This window comes from Deferribacter thermophilus, assembly GCF_049472675.1.
GTDB classification, from domain to species: Bacteria; Chrysiogenota; Deferribacteres; order Deferribacterales; family Deferribacteraceae; genus Deferribacter; species Deferribacter thermophilus.
Window position 1 is genome coordinate 63,015 of the sequence record NZ_JAPNXM010000005.1, and the last position, 18,487, is coordinate 81,501.

Below are 18,487 nucleotides of genomic sequence, written 5' to 3' on the forward strand. Positions count from 1 at the left end.
AACTATCTCCTAGTAATACCTCTTTTTGAGTATTTCATAAACTCAACAAACTCTCTACCCTCACTACTATTTACTACTTTTTCCATCTCTATTATTGCTTCTTCCTTGGTATATTTTTTATCAAGAAATATTTTCAAAAGCTTTTTAAGTTCATTTCTCACTTCTAAACCGATACCTCTTCTTCTCAAACCAATTACATTTAGTCCATGGATAACAGCTGGATTACCTTCAACAAGGGTAAAAGGTGGCACATCTAAAGTAATTCTACTCATCCCCCCTATCATAGCAAGTTTCCCAATTCTTACAAACTGATGAACAGCAACTAATCCAGAAATTACTGCCATGTCCCCCACATGAATATGTCCAGCCAAGCCTGAATAACTTGTTAAAATAACATTATTACCAATCTTACAATCGTGAGCTATATGCGAACTTGCCATGATAAAACAATTATCACCAATCTCTGTTACCCAGTCCTCTTTTGTAGATGCTCTATGAATAGTAACAAATTCTCTGATAATGCAATTTTTCCCAATAATAAGCTTAGTATCTTCCCCTTTATAACTGATATCCTGAGGAGCACCACCAAGATGCGCATTTGGTGAAATAATTGTCCCCTCTTTTATCTCTGTATTAGATTCTATTACAGTCCCAAAACCTATCTTTACATTATCATGAATAACGCAATTTTTACCGATGTAAACATTGGGACCTATTTCGGCTTTTGATGAAATTTCTGAGCTTTTATCAATTATAGCTGTTTTGTGAATCATTTTTGCACCATAGCCATAAATTCTGCTTCACACGCTATAACATCATCAACTTTAGCAACCCCCTTTAACTTCCAAACATCTTTTTTTCTCTTAACCACAGTTACCTCTAAAATTAATTGATCACCAGGAACAACAGGTTTTCTAAACTTTGCATTATCTATTGACATAAAATAAACTTTTGCATCTTTCTTCTCTTCTTCAGAGTAAAATTGAAATGCCAATATACCACCAGCCTGAGCCAAAGCTTCAATAATCAAAACACCAGGCATTACAGGATTTGCTGGAAAATGCCCTAAAAAAAACTCCTCATTCATAGTAACATTTTTTAACGCTTTTATTTTCAAATCATCTATTTCTAATACTCTATCAACTAATAAGAAAGGGTATCTGTGAGGTAAAATATCTTTAATTTTGTTTATATCCATACTACTCCCCCTCTAAATTTTTTAAATATTTATCAATATTTTTCAAAATCACATTCAATTTTAACCATTTTTTATGATCCATTATTGGGCTTCCTGAATATACGCCAGGCTTTTTAACATTGCCAGGTACACCAGCTCTTGATGCTATAATTGTGCCAGCAGGAATTTTAACATGGTCAGCAACCCCTGATTGACCACCAATTATAACAAAATCACCAATCTCACTACTTCCTGCAATACCAGCCTGAGCTACGATTATACAGTGCTTACCTATTTTTACATTGTGCCCAACCTGAACTAAATTATCTATTTTCGTGCCAAAGCCTATTATTGTATCTCCCAATGTTCCTCTATCTATTGTACAGTTAGCACCTATTTCCACATGGCTTTCAATGATTACACTTCCAACCTGCTTTATTTTCTGATGACCAGAAGGTGTATTTACATAACCAAAACCATCACTACCAATAACAGTTCCAGAATGAATAATTACATTATCCTCAATTTTTACATCTGAATAGATAGTCACATTTGAGTATATCTTACAATTTTTTCCAATCTTTACATTATTTCCAATTTTAACACCATCTCCAATATATGTATTACAGCCAATCTCTGTACCATCACCTATTTTTGTAAAATCTCCTATATATACAGGTTTTTCAATCTTTACTCCACCGATAACAGCAGTCTTTGAGATCTCATGCTCTATCTCTTCATCTGGATAAAAAAGGTCTATAACTATTTTTATTGCTTGTTTTAAGTCTTTTACAAATAAGTGAGGGAGATTTACATCCTTACCTTTTAATTTTTCATCTAAAATGGCAGCAACAAACCCCTTTGAAGAATCAAGCTGCCTGAGATAACCTTCTTTTCCTACAAAGGTTATACTTTGTGGCTTTGGGAAATCAATCGCTGCCACATTGAGAATATCTACATCTTCACCGTTAAAATCACAATTTAATTTTTTAGCTATTTCACTTAGCTTCATTTTGATTTGCATGCCATTCTTTGTTATATCTTTCAACAACAAGATTTGTTATATCCACTTTGTCAGAATTGTACAATACACCTGATTCTCTTACCTCTAAAATAATATCATATTTTAGTTCTTTCCCAAGCTTTTCAACAACTTCCTTTAAATCGGTAGCTATTTTTGAAATAAATTCTTGCTCTTTCTTCTTAAGCTCTTCGTTAGAATCAGCTACAAATCTTTTCAAATCTTTTAATTTTTTCTGATAATCATCTAATTTTGCTTGTTTTGCATCTTCAGATAATAGTGAGCTTTGATTATTAATCTCTTCTTGCATCCTCTTAAGTTCGTTTTGTTTTTCATTAATCTCTTGCTGCTTTGCACTATAAAGCTTCTTCATCTCTTCAACAGCTGCTTTACCAGCATCACATTCATCAAGAGCTTTCTGCATATTTACAACCGCTATCTTTAGCTCAGCATAAGCTGAACCAATAAAAACAAAAAAAATAGCCAAAAATAATATTCCAAACTTCTTCTTCATCATAAAAAATTCCTCCTTTATGTTAATTTAAAACATTCCTCCAATTGAAAAATCCCACCTATCAGCGGACTCACCAGATTTTCTATCCAATTTTTTCCCATATTCTAATCTTAAAGGGCCTATTGGACTAAACCATCTAAAACCAAAACCTGCCGATTTTCTTAAGTCATAAGAGAAATAATCTTCCCCATTATCATACACCTGACCTGCATCAAAAAACACAACCCCCTTTAAATTAGCTGCTTCAGATATAGGAAATGTAACCTCAGCATTAAATAGAACATATTTATCACCACCATACTCATAACCTGTCTCATCCTTAGGTGAAATATCCCCATATTTAAAACCTCTCACACTATACATCCCACCTAATCTATATCTTTCATCAACTGGCAATGGATCATTATTTAAAGATTTTAAATAACCGATCTCTCCATGAAGCATACCTACAAATTTCCAGAAAAGAGGGAAGTATTGGGAAGTTTCAAAACCCATTTTAACAAAATTGTTATCACCACCTAATATACCGCCTGCATATTTTACAAATATTTTTGATCTGTTCCCCTTTGATGGATCTATTGGACTATCAAGAGTACTCCAAACCAAAGAAGGTGTAAAACTTATTGTGGTTGTTTCACCTTCCTGATCTTTTATATATTGTGAGGCCGTATCATCAATATCATAAATCTTAATTTTATCATAAGCAAATCTATAATATGCATATAGTTTTCGATTTATAATTGAATGCCCTAATCTTAAAGCTCCACCTTTTGATTTTTTTGTATACTCATAATAGCTTCTCTTAAGATTGTAAAGATCAAACCCAAAAGTAATAGGTCTATCAAACAACCAAGGGTTTGTAAAACTTAAAGTATAATCGGTTCTTTTTGATGAAAATTCTGATTTAAGACTTAATTTATATCCCAGCCCCCAAAAGTTATTTTGAGATAATTGAATTGTACCTACAAACCCATCAAGTGTAGAATAACCAGCTCCTAAACTGAACATCCCAGTTGGTTTCTCTTTTACATTGAGCTTTAAATTTATTTTGTCCTTATCAAAAGGATCCTCAATTAGATTAACTTCTTCGAAATACCCTGTATTTTCTATATGCCTTTTAGAGGATTTAATTTTTTTACTGTTATAAATTTCCCCTTCATGAATATCAAACTCTCTCCTAATAACCCTATCCCTTGTTTTAGTATTTCCACTAATTATGATTTCATGAATATGTACTAAAACATTTTCTTCTACTTTATAAAGGATATCCACTACCTTTTCATCATCATCAATAACAGTATCTGGTTCAATATTCGCAAAAGCATACCCTATTTCAGTAAATGCATCAGTTAAAGATTCTATATCTTTTCTAAATTTTTCACTGGAAAAGATATCCCCCTCTTTAAGAAGAACCCTTTTTCTAAGCTCCTTTTCGCTTCGGTGTATATTTCCACTAAAAGAAATTTTTCTTACTTTATATTGATTACCCTCTTCAATCCTAAATGTCACAACTATTTTTGTTTTATCATCATTCAATTCAACTTCAGGCTCAGCCACCTTTACTCGCATATAGCCGTTATTAAGATACTTTGCTCTGATCCTTTCCCTATCTAATTCCAGTTCATCCCTTTTTAATTTACCACTACCTGTCAGCCACGACCAAAACCCTTTTTCAGAAGTCTCAATTACCTTTTTAAGCTCTTTATCCGTATATATCTTATTACCATAAAAATTAATTTTGACCACTTTGGCTTCTTTCCCTTCATCTATAGTAAAAATAAGGTCAACACTATTATCTTTTCTTTCTTCTAAATCATAATCTATTTTTATATTATAAAAATTCTCATCTTCATACTTTTTTCTGATTTCTGCAATACTCTGCTCAATCTTTGCTTTATCAAAGGGATCTCCTTCATGAATTATTAAGATCTCCTTTAAAGTTTCCTCTCTGATTTCATCATTACCTTCAATATATATCTTATTTATAAAAGGCTTTTCTTTTACAAAATAGGTCAAAACGATTTTATCTTCTACAGCTGATAAATCAGCTTTTATATCCAGAAAATAGCCTGTTTTATAAAGCTCCTTAATAGTTTCGTCTATCTTTTTCAAATCAAAAACATCACCAGGTTTAACCGTATATTTTTTGATAGTTTCTAATGGTACCCTTTTGTTCCCTTCAATTAGAACATTATCTATCAATACTTCAGCAAAAACAAACTTTATAAAAAATACAATAAAGAAAATAAAAATTATTTTTTTAGTCATTCAATGCCTCAATCAATTTTTTAATCCTATTAGATTCCAATTTAGCAAGATTTTTATTAGCTATTAATCTTGCTGTTGACTCCATCACAGTGACTATCTCCTTTAGGCCATTTTTTCTTAAAGTCTCACCAGTTGACACCAAGTCAACAATTAAATCTGATAAGCCTACAATTGGCGCCAATTCTATTGATCCATACAGTTTAATAATTTCTACAAACAAACCATTTTCAAAAAAATACCTTTTGGTAATATTTGGATATTTTGTGGCAATTTTCAAATTATGGGTAAAATCACCCATCCAATCTTTTGGACCAGCTACACATAATCTACAATAACCGAATTTTAAGTCTAAAAACTCATACACATCAGGGCATAACTCCTCCAAAACATCTTTACCTACCACTCCAATATGGCAAGCCCCATTTTCAACATAAGTTGGCACATCCATATTCCTTACTACCATAAATCTTAACTTATTATTTTTATCTTCAAAAATTAATTTTCTTGAATTTAAATCGATACAGTCATCAGCTAAGCCTTTATTAACTAAAAGCTCAATAGTATCATTAGCCATTCTACCTTTAGGTAGAGCAATATTAATAAAACCATCATTCCCCATTTTCAACTCTCTTTATTTTTGCACCTAGCTTATTTAATTTTTCATCAAACTTCTCATAACCTCTATCAAGATGATAAATCCTATGTACATGAGTTTCACCATCAGCAATCAAACCAGCTAAAACCAATGAAGCGCTAGCTCTTAAATCTGAAGCCATAACATGGGCACCGCTTAATCTCTCTACACCTCTTACTATGGCTGATCTATCTTTTAGTCTAATATCTGCTCCCATCCTTTTAAGTTCAGCTACATGCATAAAACGATTTTCAAATATATTTTCTGTAATAACTGATACCCCTTTAGCCACTGTCATCAAAGCCATAAATTGAGCTTGTAAGTCTGTAGGGAATCCAGGATAAACCTGAGTTGTGATATCTGCAGCATCAAGCCTTTTATCTGCCGATACCCTAATAACATTTTCTCCCAATACCTCAATATTTATACCAATTTCTAAAAACTTATCTATGACCGTAGTAAGGCAGTCAATTGGTACACCTTTTAATAATATATCCCCCTTTGTTATTGCTGCAGCACAAATCAAAGTGGCAGCTTCTATCCTGTCATTCATCACTTTATAATCTGTGGCTATTAAATTATCGCTACCATAAATTTTCACTGTTTTAGTTCCCAAACCTTCTATTTTCACACCCATCTTCATAAGAAAATTTCCCAAATCCACTACTTCTGGTTCAATAGCTGCATTATAAATAGTAGTGACACCTTTTGCACCAGCAGCTGCCATCATGATATTTTCAGTCCCTGTAACTGTCACAAGGTCAAAATATATATCAGTTCCGATCAATTTTTCACACTCAGCGACAATATAGCCATGCTCAATCTCAATTTTTGCACCCATTAATTTTAGTGCTTTAATATGCTGATCCACAGGACGCTCACCAATTGCACAACCCCCAGGTAACGATACACGAGCTCTTTTCCTCTTTGCAAGTAGTGGCCCCAATACAAGAATACTTGCTCGCATTGTCTTAACAAGCTCATAAGGTGCCTCAAAAGCATCTCCGCCACTATTTCTTAAAACCAGCTGATTATTTCTTAAATCTGTTTCAATGTTTAAAAGATTAAGAAGCTTACATAAAGTTCTGACATCTCTTAAATCTGGCACATTTTCTAAAGTGTATCCCCCCTCTGCTAAAATTGTGGCAGCCATTATAGGCAACGATGCATTTTTAGAACCACTTACACTGACCTCACCAGTAAGCCTATTTCCACCTTCAATGACTAATTTCTCCAAATCAAAACCCTCTCTTTCCCTGACAAATCTCTAACAAACTCAAAATCCTTATCCTTAAAAATCTCTTTTATCTTATCTAACTTATCCCACGGTATTTCAAAAAAAATAATTCCACCTTTTTTACATAATTTAGGTAATTTACTCAACAGCTTTTTATAAAATAACAAACCCTCATCTTCTGCAAACAGGGCTTGCTCTGGCTCATAAAGGATAGAATCCTCAAAATTACTTGATCTGTCAACATACGGGGGGTTACATGTAATAAAGTCAAAAGTTATCCCACCTTTAAACAACCTCTCAATATTTAAAACATCAAAGTTCAAAAAACTCAATTTATCTTCAACAGAATGCTTTATACTATTAAATCTAGCTATCTTCAAGGCATTTATAGAAATATCTACCCCTACCCCTTTTATCTTTTTTTTGCTGTTTTTGATTATCGAAATGGGAATACAGCCTGAACCTGTACACAAATCAAGCATAAACCCTTTATTGTACCTCTTTAGCACTTCTTCTACTAACACTTCTGTTTCATATCTTGGAATTAAAACAGCTTCATCCACATAAAACTCTAATCCATAAAAATACCTTTTTTTAGTTATATAATTTACAGGATACTTTTTACCAATCTTTTCAAAAACTTTAGATACATCAGTATCATAAATATATAACTCATCCATCTTAAATGGAATCTCTTCATATTTAATATTGAAAATATATGAAATAAGCTCTTTTATTTGAGAAATTGAAAGATGTTTAAAATTATTTTGTAAAAAGTTGATATAATCTCTTACCCTATAATAGCCCCCAACTATTAGGGACATTATTTTATAATCCGATCTCTTTTAGCTTTTCTGCTTGGTCATAAGCAATCAAAGCATCTATTATTTCATCCAACTCCCCTTCCATTACTTGATCAAGATTGTAAAGCGTCAAATTTATCCTGTGATCTGTAACTCTATTTTGAGGGAAATTATAGGTTCTAATTCTCTCACTTCTATCACCTGAACCAACTTGAAGTTTTCTATTTGAAGCAATTTCTTCTTGCTGCTTTCTTATCTCCATCTCTAAAATCTTCGCCTTCAAAAGCTTCATCGCTTTCTCTTTATTTTTTATCTGGCTTCTTTCATCCTGACAAGAAACTACTATCCCAGTTGGGATATGAGTTATTCTTACTGCAGAATCTGTAGTATTTACATGCTGGCCACCTGCACCACTTGCTCTGAATACATCAATTCTAAGATCTGATGGGTCAATCTCCACTTCTACATCATCAGCTTCAGGCAAAACAGCTACTGTGCATGCTGAGGTATGTATTCTACCTCCTGACTCCGTAACAGGAATCCTCTGCACTCTATGACCACCACCCTCAAACTTTAATCTACTATACGCACCTTTCCCTTTGACTAAAAGTATTACTTCTTTATATCCACCCACACCTGTATCGTTGTAATCCACTATTTCAGTTTTCCACCCTTTTTTTTCTGCATACCTCATATACATTCTCAATAAGTCTGCAGCAAAAAGTGTCGCCTCATCACCACCTGTCCCTGCTCTTATCTCCAAATAGATATTTTTTTCATCATAGGGGTCTTTTGGTATTAATAATATCTTTAATTCATTTTCTAATTTTTCAAGCTTCTCTTTCCCCTCCTCTAATTCCATCTCAGCCAGCTCTTTTAGCTCTTTATCTCCAGAAGTCAAAATTTGCTTTGCTTCCTCAATATCATTTTCGACCTTTTTATATTCTTTATACTTTTCTACTATTGGTTTTAAATCCGCATGCTCCTTTGCAAGTTGCTGATATAATTTATTGTCACTCATTATTGATGGATCAGCTAACTTCTCAGTTAATATTTCATATTTCTCCACCACTTCATCTAATTTATGAAACATAAATCAACCCCTCATCATCCATCTCTTTATCCAATGCAAGTTTAAGAGATATCAAAGCCACTTCAATCTGTTCTTCATCAGGTTCTTTAGTTGTCAATTTTTGCAGCCATAAACCAGGCTTAATCAAGATTTTTACTATTATATTATTACTAAACTTATCACTCAACTTTAAAATTTCATAAGAGAGACCAGCAATTAAAGGGATAAAAACTATTCTAGATAATAATTTTATCATAAAGTGCGCATCCTTTGGAATTATAGAAAAAACAAGAATACTCACTATCATCACTATTAACAGAAAGCTTGTTCCACATCTTGGATGAAATCTGCTCATCTGCTTTGCATTTTCCACACTCAACTCTTTCCCACTCTCATAGGTATAAATAGCCTTATGTTCTGCACCGTGGTATTCAAAAACTCTCCTAATATCCTTAAAAAACGATATAAAATAGATATACAACAAAAAGAAAATAACTCTAATAACACCATCTACAGCGTTGTAAGCCAAAAAAGATCTATCTAATAATGGTAATAAATGCTTTAGCAAATCAGTAATAAATAATGGCAAAAAAATAAATAATCCAATCCCCAATAACAAACCCGTAATAAGGCTAAAAAACATCTCTTTTTTGCTTATTTTTTCACTACCTTCACCAAATGCATGATAGGCTGAAAAGTTTAAAGCACTAATACCTAATATAAGTGCATTATATAAAGCGATTAAGCCTCTTAAAATGGGTTTTTTAAATAGCGGTTTATTATCAATAGAAATATCTTTCTTTTTGACAACAATCTTACCATCTTCTCTTCTAACAGCAATTACAAATTTACCAGGGGCTCGCATCATAACCCCTTCTATTACAGCCTGACCACCTACATCTAAACTTTTTTTATTCACTTTGACCTCATAGACAAACGATGAATTTATTAGAAAAAAGTTCTAATTCAACCTATCGTATCTTCTTAAAAGTTCCTCATATCTTTTTCTTACTTCAGATGCTTTACCACAAGTAAAATCACCCTCTTTGCACTTGTCTGTAACACAATTTGGCCCAGCATATTTAAAAATAGCTGGAGCTACTTTAAGGCATTCCTCAAGCATCATTTCAGCCATTCTACGTATTTCCCATTGAGCCCTATTACAACATCTAACATTAAAAAAATGTAATAACTCTCTTGCATTCATAGTAATTATGATTTTAGTTTCACATGCATTTGGTAAAACATACCTAGCATCTTCAGCAGGAACACCTAAATCTATTAATTTATCATAAACATTGGAAATATTCTCCATTAATTTGACAAACTCTTTTTCAGCTTCGGAGTTTGAAGCAATCGAATCAGGTAAAACATACTCAAAACCATCTTTGTGTTTTACATACCTTTGAGAACGCTGAGAATAGCTAGCTATTCTATGTCTAACAAGCTGGTGAGTTAGTGTTCTTGATACACCCTCAACACCAAAAGTAAATGACACATGCTCTAAAACAGAATGATGACCAATTCTAACAATCTTTTCAATAAAACTTTCCTGCTCACCTCTTTCAATTTTCCTCTGTAAGTCATCTATTGTAGCATCAGAAGCATAACATAGTTTAGCGGCTAAAGCAGCAGTAAGCTCTGGTTCTGCTGTGTATTTAAGCAATTTTACATTAATTTTTGTTTTTTTTAGCATAGACTTTTACTTATTAATATTTTCCTGATAATTTCCGTATTTTTTCATAAATTTTTCTACTCTACCAGCTGTATCAACAAACTTCTGTTTCCCTGTAAAAAATGGATGACATGCAGAACAAATCGCAATACCTGTTTTTTTGGCAGTTGATAAGGCTTTTATCTCATTACCACAAGCACACTTAAAAACTACCTCTTTTACCTCTGGATGAATCCCTTTTTTCATCTATATCCTCCATCATTTATTTTTCGAAAAGCTCTAATTAACACAATTTATTCAAATTTGTAAAGTAAAATTATTTACTCATTGACTCCAAAAACTCCTTATTTGTTTTTGTCCCTTTAATTTTATCAAGTAAAAATTCCATTGCATCAACAGAATTCATATTGCTCAAAAACCTTCTAAGTATCCAGACCTTATTGAGCTCCTCTTTTGTAAGTAAGAGTTCTTCTCTTCTAGTTCCAGACTTGTTAATATCAATAGCTGGAAAAATCCTTCTTTCTGCAAGTTTTCTATCAAGATGAAGCTCCATATTTCCAGTGCCCTTAAATTCTTCATAAATTACTTCATCCATTCTTGAACCAGTATCAATTAAAGCAGTTGCAATGATAGTTAAAGAGCCACCCTCTTCTATGTTTCTTGCAGCACCAAAAAACCTTTTAGGTTTATGTAGTGCATTAGCATCAACACCACCGCTTAACACTTTTCCACTTGGTGGTTCAATGGAGTTATAAGCTCTCGCAAGCCTAGTAATACTATCTAAAAGGATACACACATCGTTACCATGCTCCACCAATCTTTTAGCTTTATTCAGCACCATTTCAGCCACATGGACATGTCTATAAGCTGGCTCATCAAAGGTAGAACTAACCACCTCTGCCTGAACAGACCTTTGCATATCGGTCACTTCTTCTGGCCTTTCATCGATCAAAAGAATTATTAAATAGATCTCAGGATGATTTTTTGTGATACTATTTGCAATCGATTTTAACAGCATCGTTTTTCCAGCTTTAGGTGGAGCTACTATTAACCCCCTTTGCCCTTTACCAACAGGAGCCAAAAGATTCATAATCCTTGTATCATAAGCTGTAGGGAATGCTTCTAAATTAATCCTTTCATCAGGAAAAAGTGGAGTTAGGTTTTCAAACAGGTTCCTTTGCCTTCTAGGCTCCTCCCAATTTACCTTCTCAACTTTTAGTAAGGCAAAATATTTTTCATTATCCTTTGGTGGTCTAATCTCTCCCTGAATAGTGTCGCCACTTCTTAGCCCTAACCTTTTAATTTGAGCTGGTGAAACATATATATCATCTGGTCCAGGCAAGTAATTAGCATCCGGAGACCTAAGAAAACCAAAACCATCAGGTAAAACCTCTAATACCCCTTCACCATATATTTGCCCATTCTTTTCACTGGCAGCTTTGAGTATTTCAAATATAAGCTCCTGTTTGAGGAGATTGTCTGCATGCTCAATATCAAATTCGTTAGCAATCGCCACAAGATCTTCAATAGGCTTTTTTTTCAATTCCGATAAATTCACAGTTCACCCCTTTAATGATTCATCTAATGATTATTATTTGAAAAATTAATTATTCTTTTTTGATTTCATCTACTATGAAAAATCCTGTGTAATGTTTCTTTAAGCGGAAATTAATAACATTATTTTTTAATGTCAAGCTTTTTTTTAAAAAAGGGGGAAGCCCCCTATTTATCTCTCTTAATACTATAAACAAAAGAGCTTGCTATACCAATAGAAGAATAAGTACCCACTATGATGCCAATCAATAGAGCGAATGAAAAGTTTTTAATAATTTCACTACCAAATACATAAAGAGCTAATACAGCAAGAAATGTGGTAAAAGATGTAAGCAAAGTTCTACTTAAGGTTTCATTTATACTCTGATTTATTAAATTTAACAAACTTACTTTAGAAGCACTCCCTTTTAGTCTTTCTCTAATTCTATCATACACCACTATTGTATCATTTAAAGAATAACCAACTATTGTCAACACCGCTGCAACAATTGGCAAATTAATCTCTCTTGATGTTATAGAAAACACCCCTAAAGTGATTATTACATCATGAAAAAGTGCTAAAACAGCACCTATAGAAAATATAAACTCAAATCTTACTGCTACATAGATTAAAATACCGATAAGCGCGTAAATCACAGCCATTGTAGCTTTTTTCTGCAGTTCACTACCAACCTGAGGTCCAACCTGTTCTACCCTTTCCACAATAAAATTATTATTTTTAAAGCTATTGCTTAATGCACTTTTTACATCATTAGCTACTGCATTTAAATCATTATCAGTTTTTTCAACTCTTATTAAAACTTCTCTTTCATCTCCAAAATTCTGAATAACCACATCCCCTAAGTTTAATTTCTTTATATTCTCCCTTAAAACATCTAACGAAGGTGGATTATCAAACCTCACCTGTATTACAGAACCCCCTGCAAAATCTATCCCCAGATTGAACCCTTTTGTAAAGATTATAACCAAACTTAACAAAACAATAATACCAGATATCAAGAAAAATAGCTTAGACTTACCCATAAAATCAATTTTTGTTCCAGGCTTTATAATCTCAAACATCTTCAGCTCCTTAAATACTCAACTTCACATTTTTCTTGGATTCGTATATTTGTAAAAAGATTGTTCTACTAACAAAAATAGCAGTAAACATAGATGTCAAAATACCTATTGATAAAGTCACAGCAAAACCTTTTACCGGCCCTGTTCCAAACTGAAATAATACCACAGCAGCAATCAAAGTGGTTATATTAGCATCCAAAATAGTGGACATAGCTTTTTCAAAACCAGCCTCAATTGCGCTTAATGCAGTTCTACCAAGCCTTAGCTCTTCTCTAATTCGTTCAAAAATTAAGACATTAGCATCCACAGACATACCAATTGTCAAAATCAATCCTGCAATACCTGGAAGTGTCAAAGTGGCTTTAAATAAAGCCATAACACCTAAAATTATCACTAAATTTAATATCAAGGCAATATCTGCAATTACACCAGAAAGCTTGTAATAAACGGCCATAAAAACTACAACCAAGAGTAATCCTATAATTGATGCCTTTATACCTTTTTCTATTGAATCTTTACCCAAAGAAGGACCTACAGTTCTATTTTCAAGTATTTTAACAGGTGCAGGCAAACTCCCAGCTCGTAAAACTATAGCTAAGTCCTTAGCTTCTTCCATTGTAAAGTTACCAGTAATTTGAGCTTCACCACCCATGATAGCTTCTCTAATTACTGGTGCTGAATATACATTGTTATCTAATACAATTGCCAGCCTTTTACCCACATTATTTTTAGTAATTTCTCCAAACAATTTTGCTCCAGCACTATCAAACTTAATCAACACATAAGGCTCATTAAATTGACTAGAAATCCTCACTTCTGCATCTACAAGGTAATCACCAGTTAAAACAGCATCCCTTTTAAGAGCGTAAGGGGTATTTTCTACTATTTTCCCTGTTCTTTTATCTATCACTTTTTTATAAAGAACGATATCATCAAAGGGGATATTACCAGATGAAATATCAGAAGCAGTAACTGCATCATCAACCAAATAAAATTTAAGCTGTGCAGTCTTACCAATTAGCTTTATAGCTCTTTCTGGATCAGTAATCCCCGGAAGCTGAACCAAAATATTTCTATTACCCTGCCTTTGAATAACAGGCTCTGTAACTCCAAACTGGTCAATCCTATTTCTAATAACTTGAGCTGCCTGCTCTACCGCATAATCTTTTATCTTCTCAACTTCTTTTGGATCAAGCTTAAACTCTAACAGAAACTCATTTTTAGAAATACTTGATTCCTTTAAAAAAGGGTAATTATTTTCAATAATTTTTTTTGCATTATCTATTGAATCATCCTTTAGAGCAACAACTAATTTATCTTTATCTTTTTTCACATAAGCATAAGATATCTTTTCACTACGCAAATCCTTCTTGACCTGAGTGACAAGGGTATCAAGTTTTGCATCCACTGCTTTATCAACTTCTACCCCTAACAAAACATACATCCCACCTCGTAAATCCAACCCAAGCTTTATCTTCTCATTTAAAGGATATAGTGAAATCAAAGCTCCAACAATTACAATAAAGATAATAGCCCATCTAAGTTTATATTTCATAACCCCACTACCTCTTTTTTATTTATTTTCTGCTCCTCCAGTAACTTTTGACGCTACAGCATTTTTTACCACTTTGATTTTAACACCATTTGCAATTTCCACTAAAAATGTATTTTGATCCAAAATCTTATCTATTTTTCCATAGATACCGCCTGAAGTAATTATCTCATCTCCAGCTTTTAAGGATTCTAACATTTGTTGATGCTGTTTCTGTCTTTTTTGCTGTGGTCTAATAAGCAAAAAATAAAATATTACAAAGATCAATATTAAAGGTAAAAAAGCAGCTATCGGATTCTGCCCTGCTGGTTGCTGCCCAGCCGCATAAGCTATTGATTCAAACATTATCTCCTCCTATTTTAAACATTTCTAATTTTTCTCGCTTAAATTTTTTAAAACAACCACTCTTTATAGCATTTCTTATCTCTTTTACAAGAGAAATATAAAAATGTAAATTATGAATTGTATTAAGCCTCAGTGCTAATATTTCACCTGCCTTATATAAATGTCTCAAATAACCTCTTGAAAAATTCCTGCAAGTATAACAGTTACAGTTTGGATCAATTGGTTTATCAGACAGTTTCCACTCTTGCCTTTTAATATGGAGCTTACCATAACTTGTAAAAAGTAAACCATTCCTAGCATTTCTTGTGGGCATGACACAGTCAAACATATCTATCCCACGCTCAACACATTCTAAAATATCCTCAGGTGTCCCAACCCCCATAAGATATCTCGGTCTATTTTCAGGTAAAAAATCTGTAGTAAAATCCGTAATATCATACATAAGTATATTTTCTTCCCCTACACTTAAACCACCTATCGCGTAACCATCAAAACCTATCTCAACTATCTGTTCAGCACTTACCCTTCTTAACTCCTTATATACCCCTCCCTGCACAATCCCAAATAGAGCCTGCCAGCTATTTATCTTTGCATTCTTACATCTAATTGCCCATTTTCTCGTTAATTCTATAGACTTTTTTACATAATCTTTTTCACAAGGGTATGGAACGCACTCATCCAATACCATCATAATATCTGAACCAAGGTTTGACTGTATCTCAATGGACTTTTCAGGAGTTAAAAAAATCTTTCTTCCATCAAGATGTGATCTAAATGTAACCCCTTCCTCGTTTATATCTTTTAACTCTGACAAACTAAAAACCTGAAAACCACCACTATCTGTTAAAATCGGCCTATCCCAATTTATAAACTTATGAAGCCCTCCAAAATATTTTACAACATCATCCCCTGGTCTAAGATGAAGATGATATGTATTTCCCAATATAATCTGAGCTCCAATATCCTTTAATTCATCTGGAGTAACTGTTTTTACAGAACCCACAGTACCAACTGGCATAAAAATAGGTGTTTCTACTCTCCCATGAATAGTCTCAAAATACCCAAACCTCGCCTTACTCTCCTTATCCTTACCCTCTAATACAAATCTAAACAAACCATCACCTCTACATTATAAACATTGCATCACCATAACTAAAAAACCTAAAACGAGACTCCACTGCATACCTATAAGCTTTTTTCATCAAATCATAACCACCAAAAGCACACACAAGTATAAAAAGTGTAGACTTTGGAAGGTGAAAATTTGTTATTAACATATCCACCATTTTAAATTTATACCCTTCTTTTATAAAAAGATCTGTGTAAGCATTTTCTGCAGGCATTAACTTTCCATCATTATTTGTTGAGGATTCAAGTGCTCTAACTACTGTTGTTCCTACTGCGACAAGCTTTTTCCCCTGTAGTTTTAAAAAATTTATTCTCTCTGCAACTGACTTATCTATAGAATATGATTCTTTATGCATTTTATGGTCTTCAATATACTCCGATTTAACAGGTCTAAAGGTTCCAAGCCCTACATTTAGTGTTATTTCAAATATTTCAACACCTTTTTTTCTCAAAGCATCAAACAACTCATCTGTAAAATGTAAGCCAGCTGCAGGAGCTGCAACTGAACCTACCTTTTTAGAAAACACTGTATTATAACGCTCTTTATCAATCTCTTTATCTTCCCTTTTTATATACGGAGGAAGAGGGACATGCCCATATCTTTCCATCATTTGAAAAGGGTCATTTTCCAAAAAATCAACATATACCAACCCTTCATCATCTCTACTCGATACAAAAATCTTATAATTTTCTATATATAAATACCCTTCTTTTTTCCACTTACCTCCAAGAAGTGCTTTAAATCTTTTATCATCGATCTGTTCCAACAAAAAAAGTTCTACTGTTTTACCACTTTCTTTTTTTGCATAAAATCTGGCATTTAAAACTTTTGTATTATTAACAACAAGAAACATATTTTCATCAAAAAAATCAATTATATCCTTAAATTTCTTATCCAGCAGTCTTTGCTCTTTTCTATCTACTATCAATAATCTTGACTCATCCCTTTTTTCTGCTGGATATTGAGCAATAAGACTTTCATCAAAATCAAAGTTGTATCTTTCAATACTAGTTTTACTCATTAAACATGTTGCTCAATAAATTTTTTTACAACAGATACATCATTTGGCATATCATAAACCCTTTTCTCTTTATCAAATAGTTTTTGAATTCTGTCAGGGATTACAGGCTCTTTATTAATAGCTTTTTTAACTGCATCAATAAATTTTGCTGGATGAGCAGTTGAAAGACAGATAAATTTTTCTTCATATTTATCTTTTAGTTTTAGAGCACCATCCACACCACATGCTGTGTGAGGATCCAAAATGTAACCTTTTTTATGATACACACTATTAATCACTTTTAAGGTCTCAGAGTTATCAGTGGTAGTAGAATCAAAATCTTGATGAACCTTTTTTAGTTCTTCAGTAGAAAACTTGATAAACCTTTCTCTCCTTAAATTTTCCATTGAAGCTTTTACTTTGTCTGCATCCTCATCATATAAATAAAATAGATATCTTTCAAAATTACTTGCAATCTGAATATCCATCGAAGGTGAGTATGTTTGTACAACACCCTTTATGCTATAATCACCATACTGAACAAACCTGTGCAATATATTATTCTCATTAGTTGCTATGACCAATTTGTTCACTGGTAGCCCCATCATCTTTGCGTAAAAACCTGCTAAAATATTCCCAAAATTCCCTGTAGGAACAATGAAATTTATTTTATCAAGCCTTTCACTCTCTTTTGTCTGCAAGTAGGCATAAAAATAATAAACAATTTGAGCTAAGACCCTTGCCCAATTTATAGAATTAATTGATCCGAGACTATACTTTCTCTTAAAATCCAGATCAGAAAAAATTTCTTTTACAATATACTGACAATCATCAAAAGTCCCATCTACAGCAAGATTAAACACATTCTCATCAAGAACTGTTGTCATTTGAAGCTCTTGAATTTTACTCACACGCCCTTTTGGATGCAAAATAAATATCTTTACCCCTTTTTTACCCCTTACTCCATATATGGCAGCGCTACCCGTATCACCACTAGTAGCCCCAATTATATTTAAATTTTCCCCTTTTTCTCCTAATACATATTCAAACAAATTCCCTAAAAATTGTAATGCCACATCTTTAAAAGCTAATGTTGGGCCATGAAAAAGCTCTAAAAGATAAAAATCATCAAGATCTACTAAAGGAACTATTTTCGATGTATCAAAAGTTTTATAACTTTCATCAATTAATCTTTTCAAAACCTCTTTATCGATATCCCCAACAAATTTACTCATAATATAAAAAGCAACATCTTGATAATTTTTATCTTTTAGAGCCATCAAATCATCTTGGGTAATAGAAGGGATACTCTCAGGGATTAATAAACCACCATCATCAGCAAGCCCCATCAAAACTGCTTCTTTAAAGCTAATACCCTTAATTAAACCTCTTGTACTTTTATACTTCATAATACACCTCAAAAATTAAATAAAAGAGGGGAGAA

The 18,487-nt window shown here is 32.9% G+C and carries 19 protein-coding genes; all 19 read right to left on the minus strand.

Translation table 11 applies throughout. From position 1 onward, the window contains the following. Positions 1-2: 2 nt before the first annotated feature. On the minus strand, positions 3-773 hold the full coding sequence (lpxA, locus tag OWM07_RS06005) for an acyl-ACP--UDP-N-acetylglucosamine O-acyltransferase (protein WP_423302770.1): 771 nt from the start codon (positions 771-773) through the stop codon (positions 3-5). Beyond that, positions 770-1,198, minus strand: coding sequence for a 3-hydroxyacyl-ACP dehydratase FabZ (gene fabZ / locus OWM07_RS06010; RefSeq protein ID WP_423302771.1), 429 nt, complete (start codon positions 1,196-1,198; stop codon positions 770-772). Before fabZ ends, lpxA begins: the two co-directional genes overlap by 4 nt. A 1-nt stretch (position 1,199) precedes the next feature. Beyond that, a complete protein-coding gene (lpxD, locus tag OWM07_RS06015; RefSeq protein ID WP_423302772.1) occupies positions 1,200-2,189 on the minus strand; it encodes a UDP-3-O-(3-hydroxymyristoyl)glucosamine N-acyltransferase in 990 nt (329 codons plus the stop codon). Next, positions 2,176-2,715, minus strand: coding sequence for an OmpH/Skp family outer membrane protein (locus OWM07_RS06020; protein ID WP_423302773.1), 540 nt, complete (start codon positions 2,713-2,715; stop codon positions 2,176-2,178). The genes lpxD and OWM07_RS06020 overlap by 14 nt, the downstream gene beginning before the upstream one ends. Positions 2,716-2,739: 24 nt before the next feature. After that, complete coding sequence (bamA, locus tag OWM07_RS06025) at positions 2,740-4,980, minus strand: outer membrane protein assembly factor BamA (RefSeq protein ID WP_423302774.1); 2,241 nt, start codon at positions 4,978-4,980, stop codon at positions 2,740-2,742. Continuing rightward, positions 4,973-5,599: an ATP phosphoribosyltransferase gene (gene hisG, locus OWM07_RS06030; protein ID WP_423302775.1), complete on the minus strand. Its 627-nt coding sequence runs from the start codon at positions 5,597-5,599 to the stop codon at positions 4,973-4,975. Before hisG ends, bamA begins: the two co-directional genes overlap by 8 nt. Continuing rightward, positions 5,589-6,851 (minus strand): UDP-N-acetylglucosamine 1-carboxyvinyltransferase, encoded by a 1,263-nt coding sequence (gene murA / locus OWM07_RS06035; protein WP_423302776.1) that lies wholly within the window; start codon positions 6,849-6,851, stop codon positions 5,589-5,591. Before murA ends, hisG begins: the two co-directional genes overlap by 11 nt. After that, a complete protein-coding gene (gene prmC, locus OWM07_RS06040; protein WP_423302777.1) occupies positions 6,839-7,675 on the minus strand; it encodes a peptide chain release factor N(5)-glutamine methyltransferase in 837 nt (278 codons plus the stop codon). The genes murA and prmC overlap by 13 nt, the downstream gene beginning before the upstream one ends. A gap of 4 nt (positions 7,676-7,679) precedes the next feature. After that, the gene (gene prfA, locus OWM07_RS06045; RefSeq protein WP_423302778.1) at positions 7,680-8,747 is read right to left on the minus strand and encodes a peptide chain release factor 1; all 1,068 of its coding nucleotides are present in this window, start codon (positions 8,745-8,747) and stop codon (positions 7,680-7,682) included. After that, positions 8,737-9,645, minus strand: coding sequence for a DUF1385 domain-containing protein (locus OWM07_RS06050; RefSeq protein WP_423302779.1), 909 nt, complete (start codon positions 9,643-9,645; stop codon positions 8,737-8,739). Before OWM07_RS06050 ends, prfA begins: the two co-directional genes overlap by 11 nt. A gap of 42 nt (positions 9,646-9,687) precedes the next feature. Continuing rightward, positions 9,688-10,404, minus strand: a complete 717-nt coding sequence (thyX, locus tag OWM07_RS06055) for an FAD-dependent thymidylate synthase (RefSeq protein ID WP_423302905.1) — start codon at positions 10,402-10,404, stop codon at positions 9,688-9,690. 24 nt (positions 10,405-10,428) lie between these two features. Then, a complete protein-coding gene (gene rpmE, locus OWM07_RS06060) occupies positions 10,429-10,647 on the minus strand; it encodes a 50S ribosomal protein L31 (protein ID WP_423302780.1) in 219 nt (72 codons plus the stop codon). A gap of 70 nt (positions 10,648-10,717) precedes the next feature. Continuing rightward, positions 10,718-11,959 carry a transcription termination factor Rho gene (gene rho, locus OWM07_RS06065; RefSeq protein WP_423302781.1) on the minus strand — a complete coding sequence of 414 codons (1,242 nt, stop codon included), beginning with the start codon at positions 11,957-11,959 and terminating at the stop codon, positions 10,718-10,720. A gap of 164 nt (positions 11,960-12,123) precedes the next feature. Then, complete coding sequence (secF, locus tag OWM07_RS06070; RefSeq protein WP_423302782.1) at positions 12,124-13,017, minus strand: protein translocase subunit SecF; 894 nt, start codon at positions 13,015-13,017, stop codon at positions 12,124-12,126. A gap of 10 nt (positions 13,018-13,027) precedes the next feature. Beyond that, positions 13,028-14,572, minus strand: a complete 1,545-nt coding sequence (gene secD / locus OWM07_RS06075) for a protein translocase subunit SecD (RefSeq protein ID WP_423302783.1) — start codon at positions 14,570-14,572, stop codon at positions 13,028-13,030. An 18-nt stretch (positions 14,573-14,590) separates the two neighbouring features. Beyond that, positions 14,591-14,914, minus strand: a complete 324-nt coding sequence (gene yajC, locus OWM07_RS06080; RefSeq protein ID WP_423302784.1) for a preprotein translocase subunit YajC — start codon at positions 14,912-14,914, stop codon at positions 14,591-14,593. After that, complete coding sequence (gene tgt, locus OWM07_RS06085; protein WP_423302785.1) at positions 14,907-16,028, minus strand: tRNA guanosine(34) transglycosylase Tgt; 1,122 nt, start codon at positions 16,026-16,028, stop codon at positions 14,907-14,909. The genes yajC and tgt overlap by 8 nt, the downstream gene beginning before the upstream one ends. 10 nt (positions 16,029-16,038) lie before the next feature. Further along, the gene (queA, locus tag OWM07_RS06090; RefSeq protein ID WP_423302786.1) at positions 16,039-17,064 is read right to left on the minus strand and encodes a tRNA preQ1(34) S-adenosylmethionine ribosyltransferase-isomerase QueA; all 1,026 of its coding nucleotides are present in this window, start codon (positions 17,062-17,064) and stop codon (positions 16,039-16,041) included. Beyond that, on the minus strand, positions 17,064-18,452 hold the full coding sequence (gene thrC, locus OWM07_RS06095) for a threonine synthase (protein WP_423302787.1): 1,389 nt from the start codon (positions 18,450-18,452) through the stop codon (positions 17,064-17,066). The genes queA and thrC overlap by 1 nt, the downstream gene beginning before the upstream one ends. Positions 18,453-18,487 lie beyond the last annotated feature (35 nt).

Coding starts and splice junctions, on each gene's coding strand:
- bamA (WP_423302774.1), bottom strand. CDS start 4,980: ATGACTAAAAAAATAATTTTTATTTTCTTTATTGTATTTTTTATAAAG.
- thrC (WP_423302787.1), bottom strand. CDS start 18,452: ATGAAGTATAAAAGTACAAGAGGTTTAATTAAGGGTATTAGCTTTAAA.
- secD (WP_423302783.1), bottom strand. CDS start 14,572: ATGAAATATAAACTTAGATGGGCTATTATCTTTATTGTAATTGTTGGA.
- rpmE (WP_423302780.1), bottom strand. CDS start 10,647: ATGAAAAAAGGGATTCATCCAGAGGTAAAAGAGGTAGTTTTTAAGTGT.
- lpxD (WP_423302772.1), bottom strand. CDS start 2,189: ATGAAGCTAAGTGAAATAGCTAAAAAATTAAATTGTGATTTTAACGGT.
- fabZ (WP_423302771.1), bottom strand. CDS start 1,198: ATGGATATAAACAAAATTAAAGATATTTTACCTCACAGATACCCTTTC.
- yajC (WP_423302784.1), bottom strand. CDS start 14,914: ATGTTTGAATCAATAGCTTATGCGGCTGGGCAGCAACCAGCAGGGCAG.
- prfA (WP_423302778.1), bottom strand. CDS start 8,747: ATGTTTCATAAATTAGATGAAGTGGTGGAGAAATATGAAATATTAACT.
- OWM07_RS06020 (WP_423302773.1), bottom strand. CDS start 2,715: ATGATGAAGAAGAAGTTTGGAATATTATTTTTGGCTATTTTTTTTGTT.
- hisG (WP_423302775.1), bottom strand. CDS start 5,599: ATGGGGAATGATGGTTTTATTAATATTGCTCTACCTAAAGGTAGAATG.
- lpxA (WP_423302770.1), bottom strand. CDS start 773: ATGATTCACAAAACAGCTATAATTGATAAAAGCTCAGAAATTTCATCA.
- prmC (WP_423302777.1), bottom strand. CDS start 7,675: ATGTCCCTAATAGTTGGGGGCTATTATAGGGTAAGAGATTATATCAAC.
- queA (WP_423302786.1), bottom strand. CDS start 17,064: ATGAGTAAAACTAGTATTGAAAGATACAACTTTGATTTTGATGAAAGT.
- secF (WP_423302782.1), bottom strand. CDS start 13,017: ATGTTTGAGATTATAAAGCCTGGAACAAAAATTGATTTTATGGGTAAG.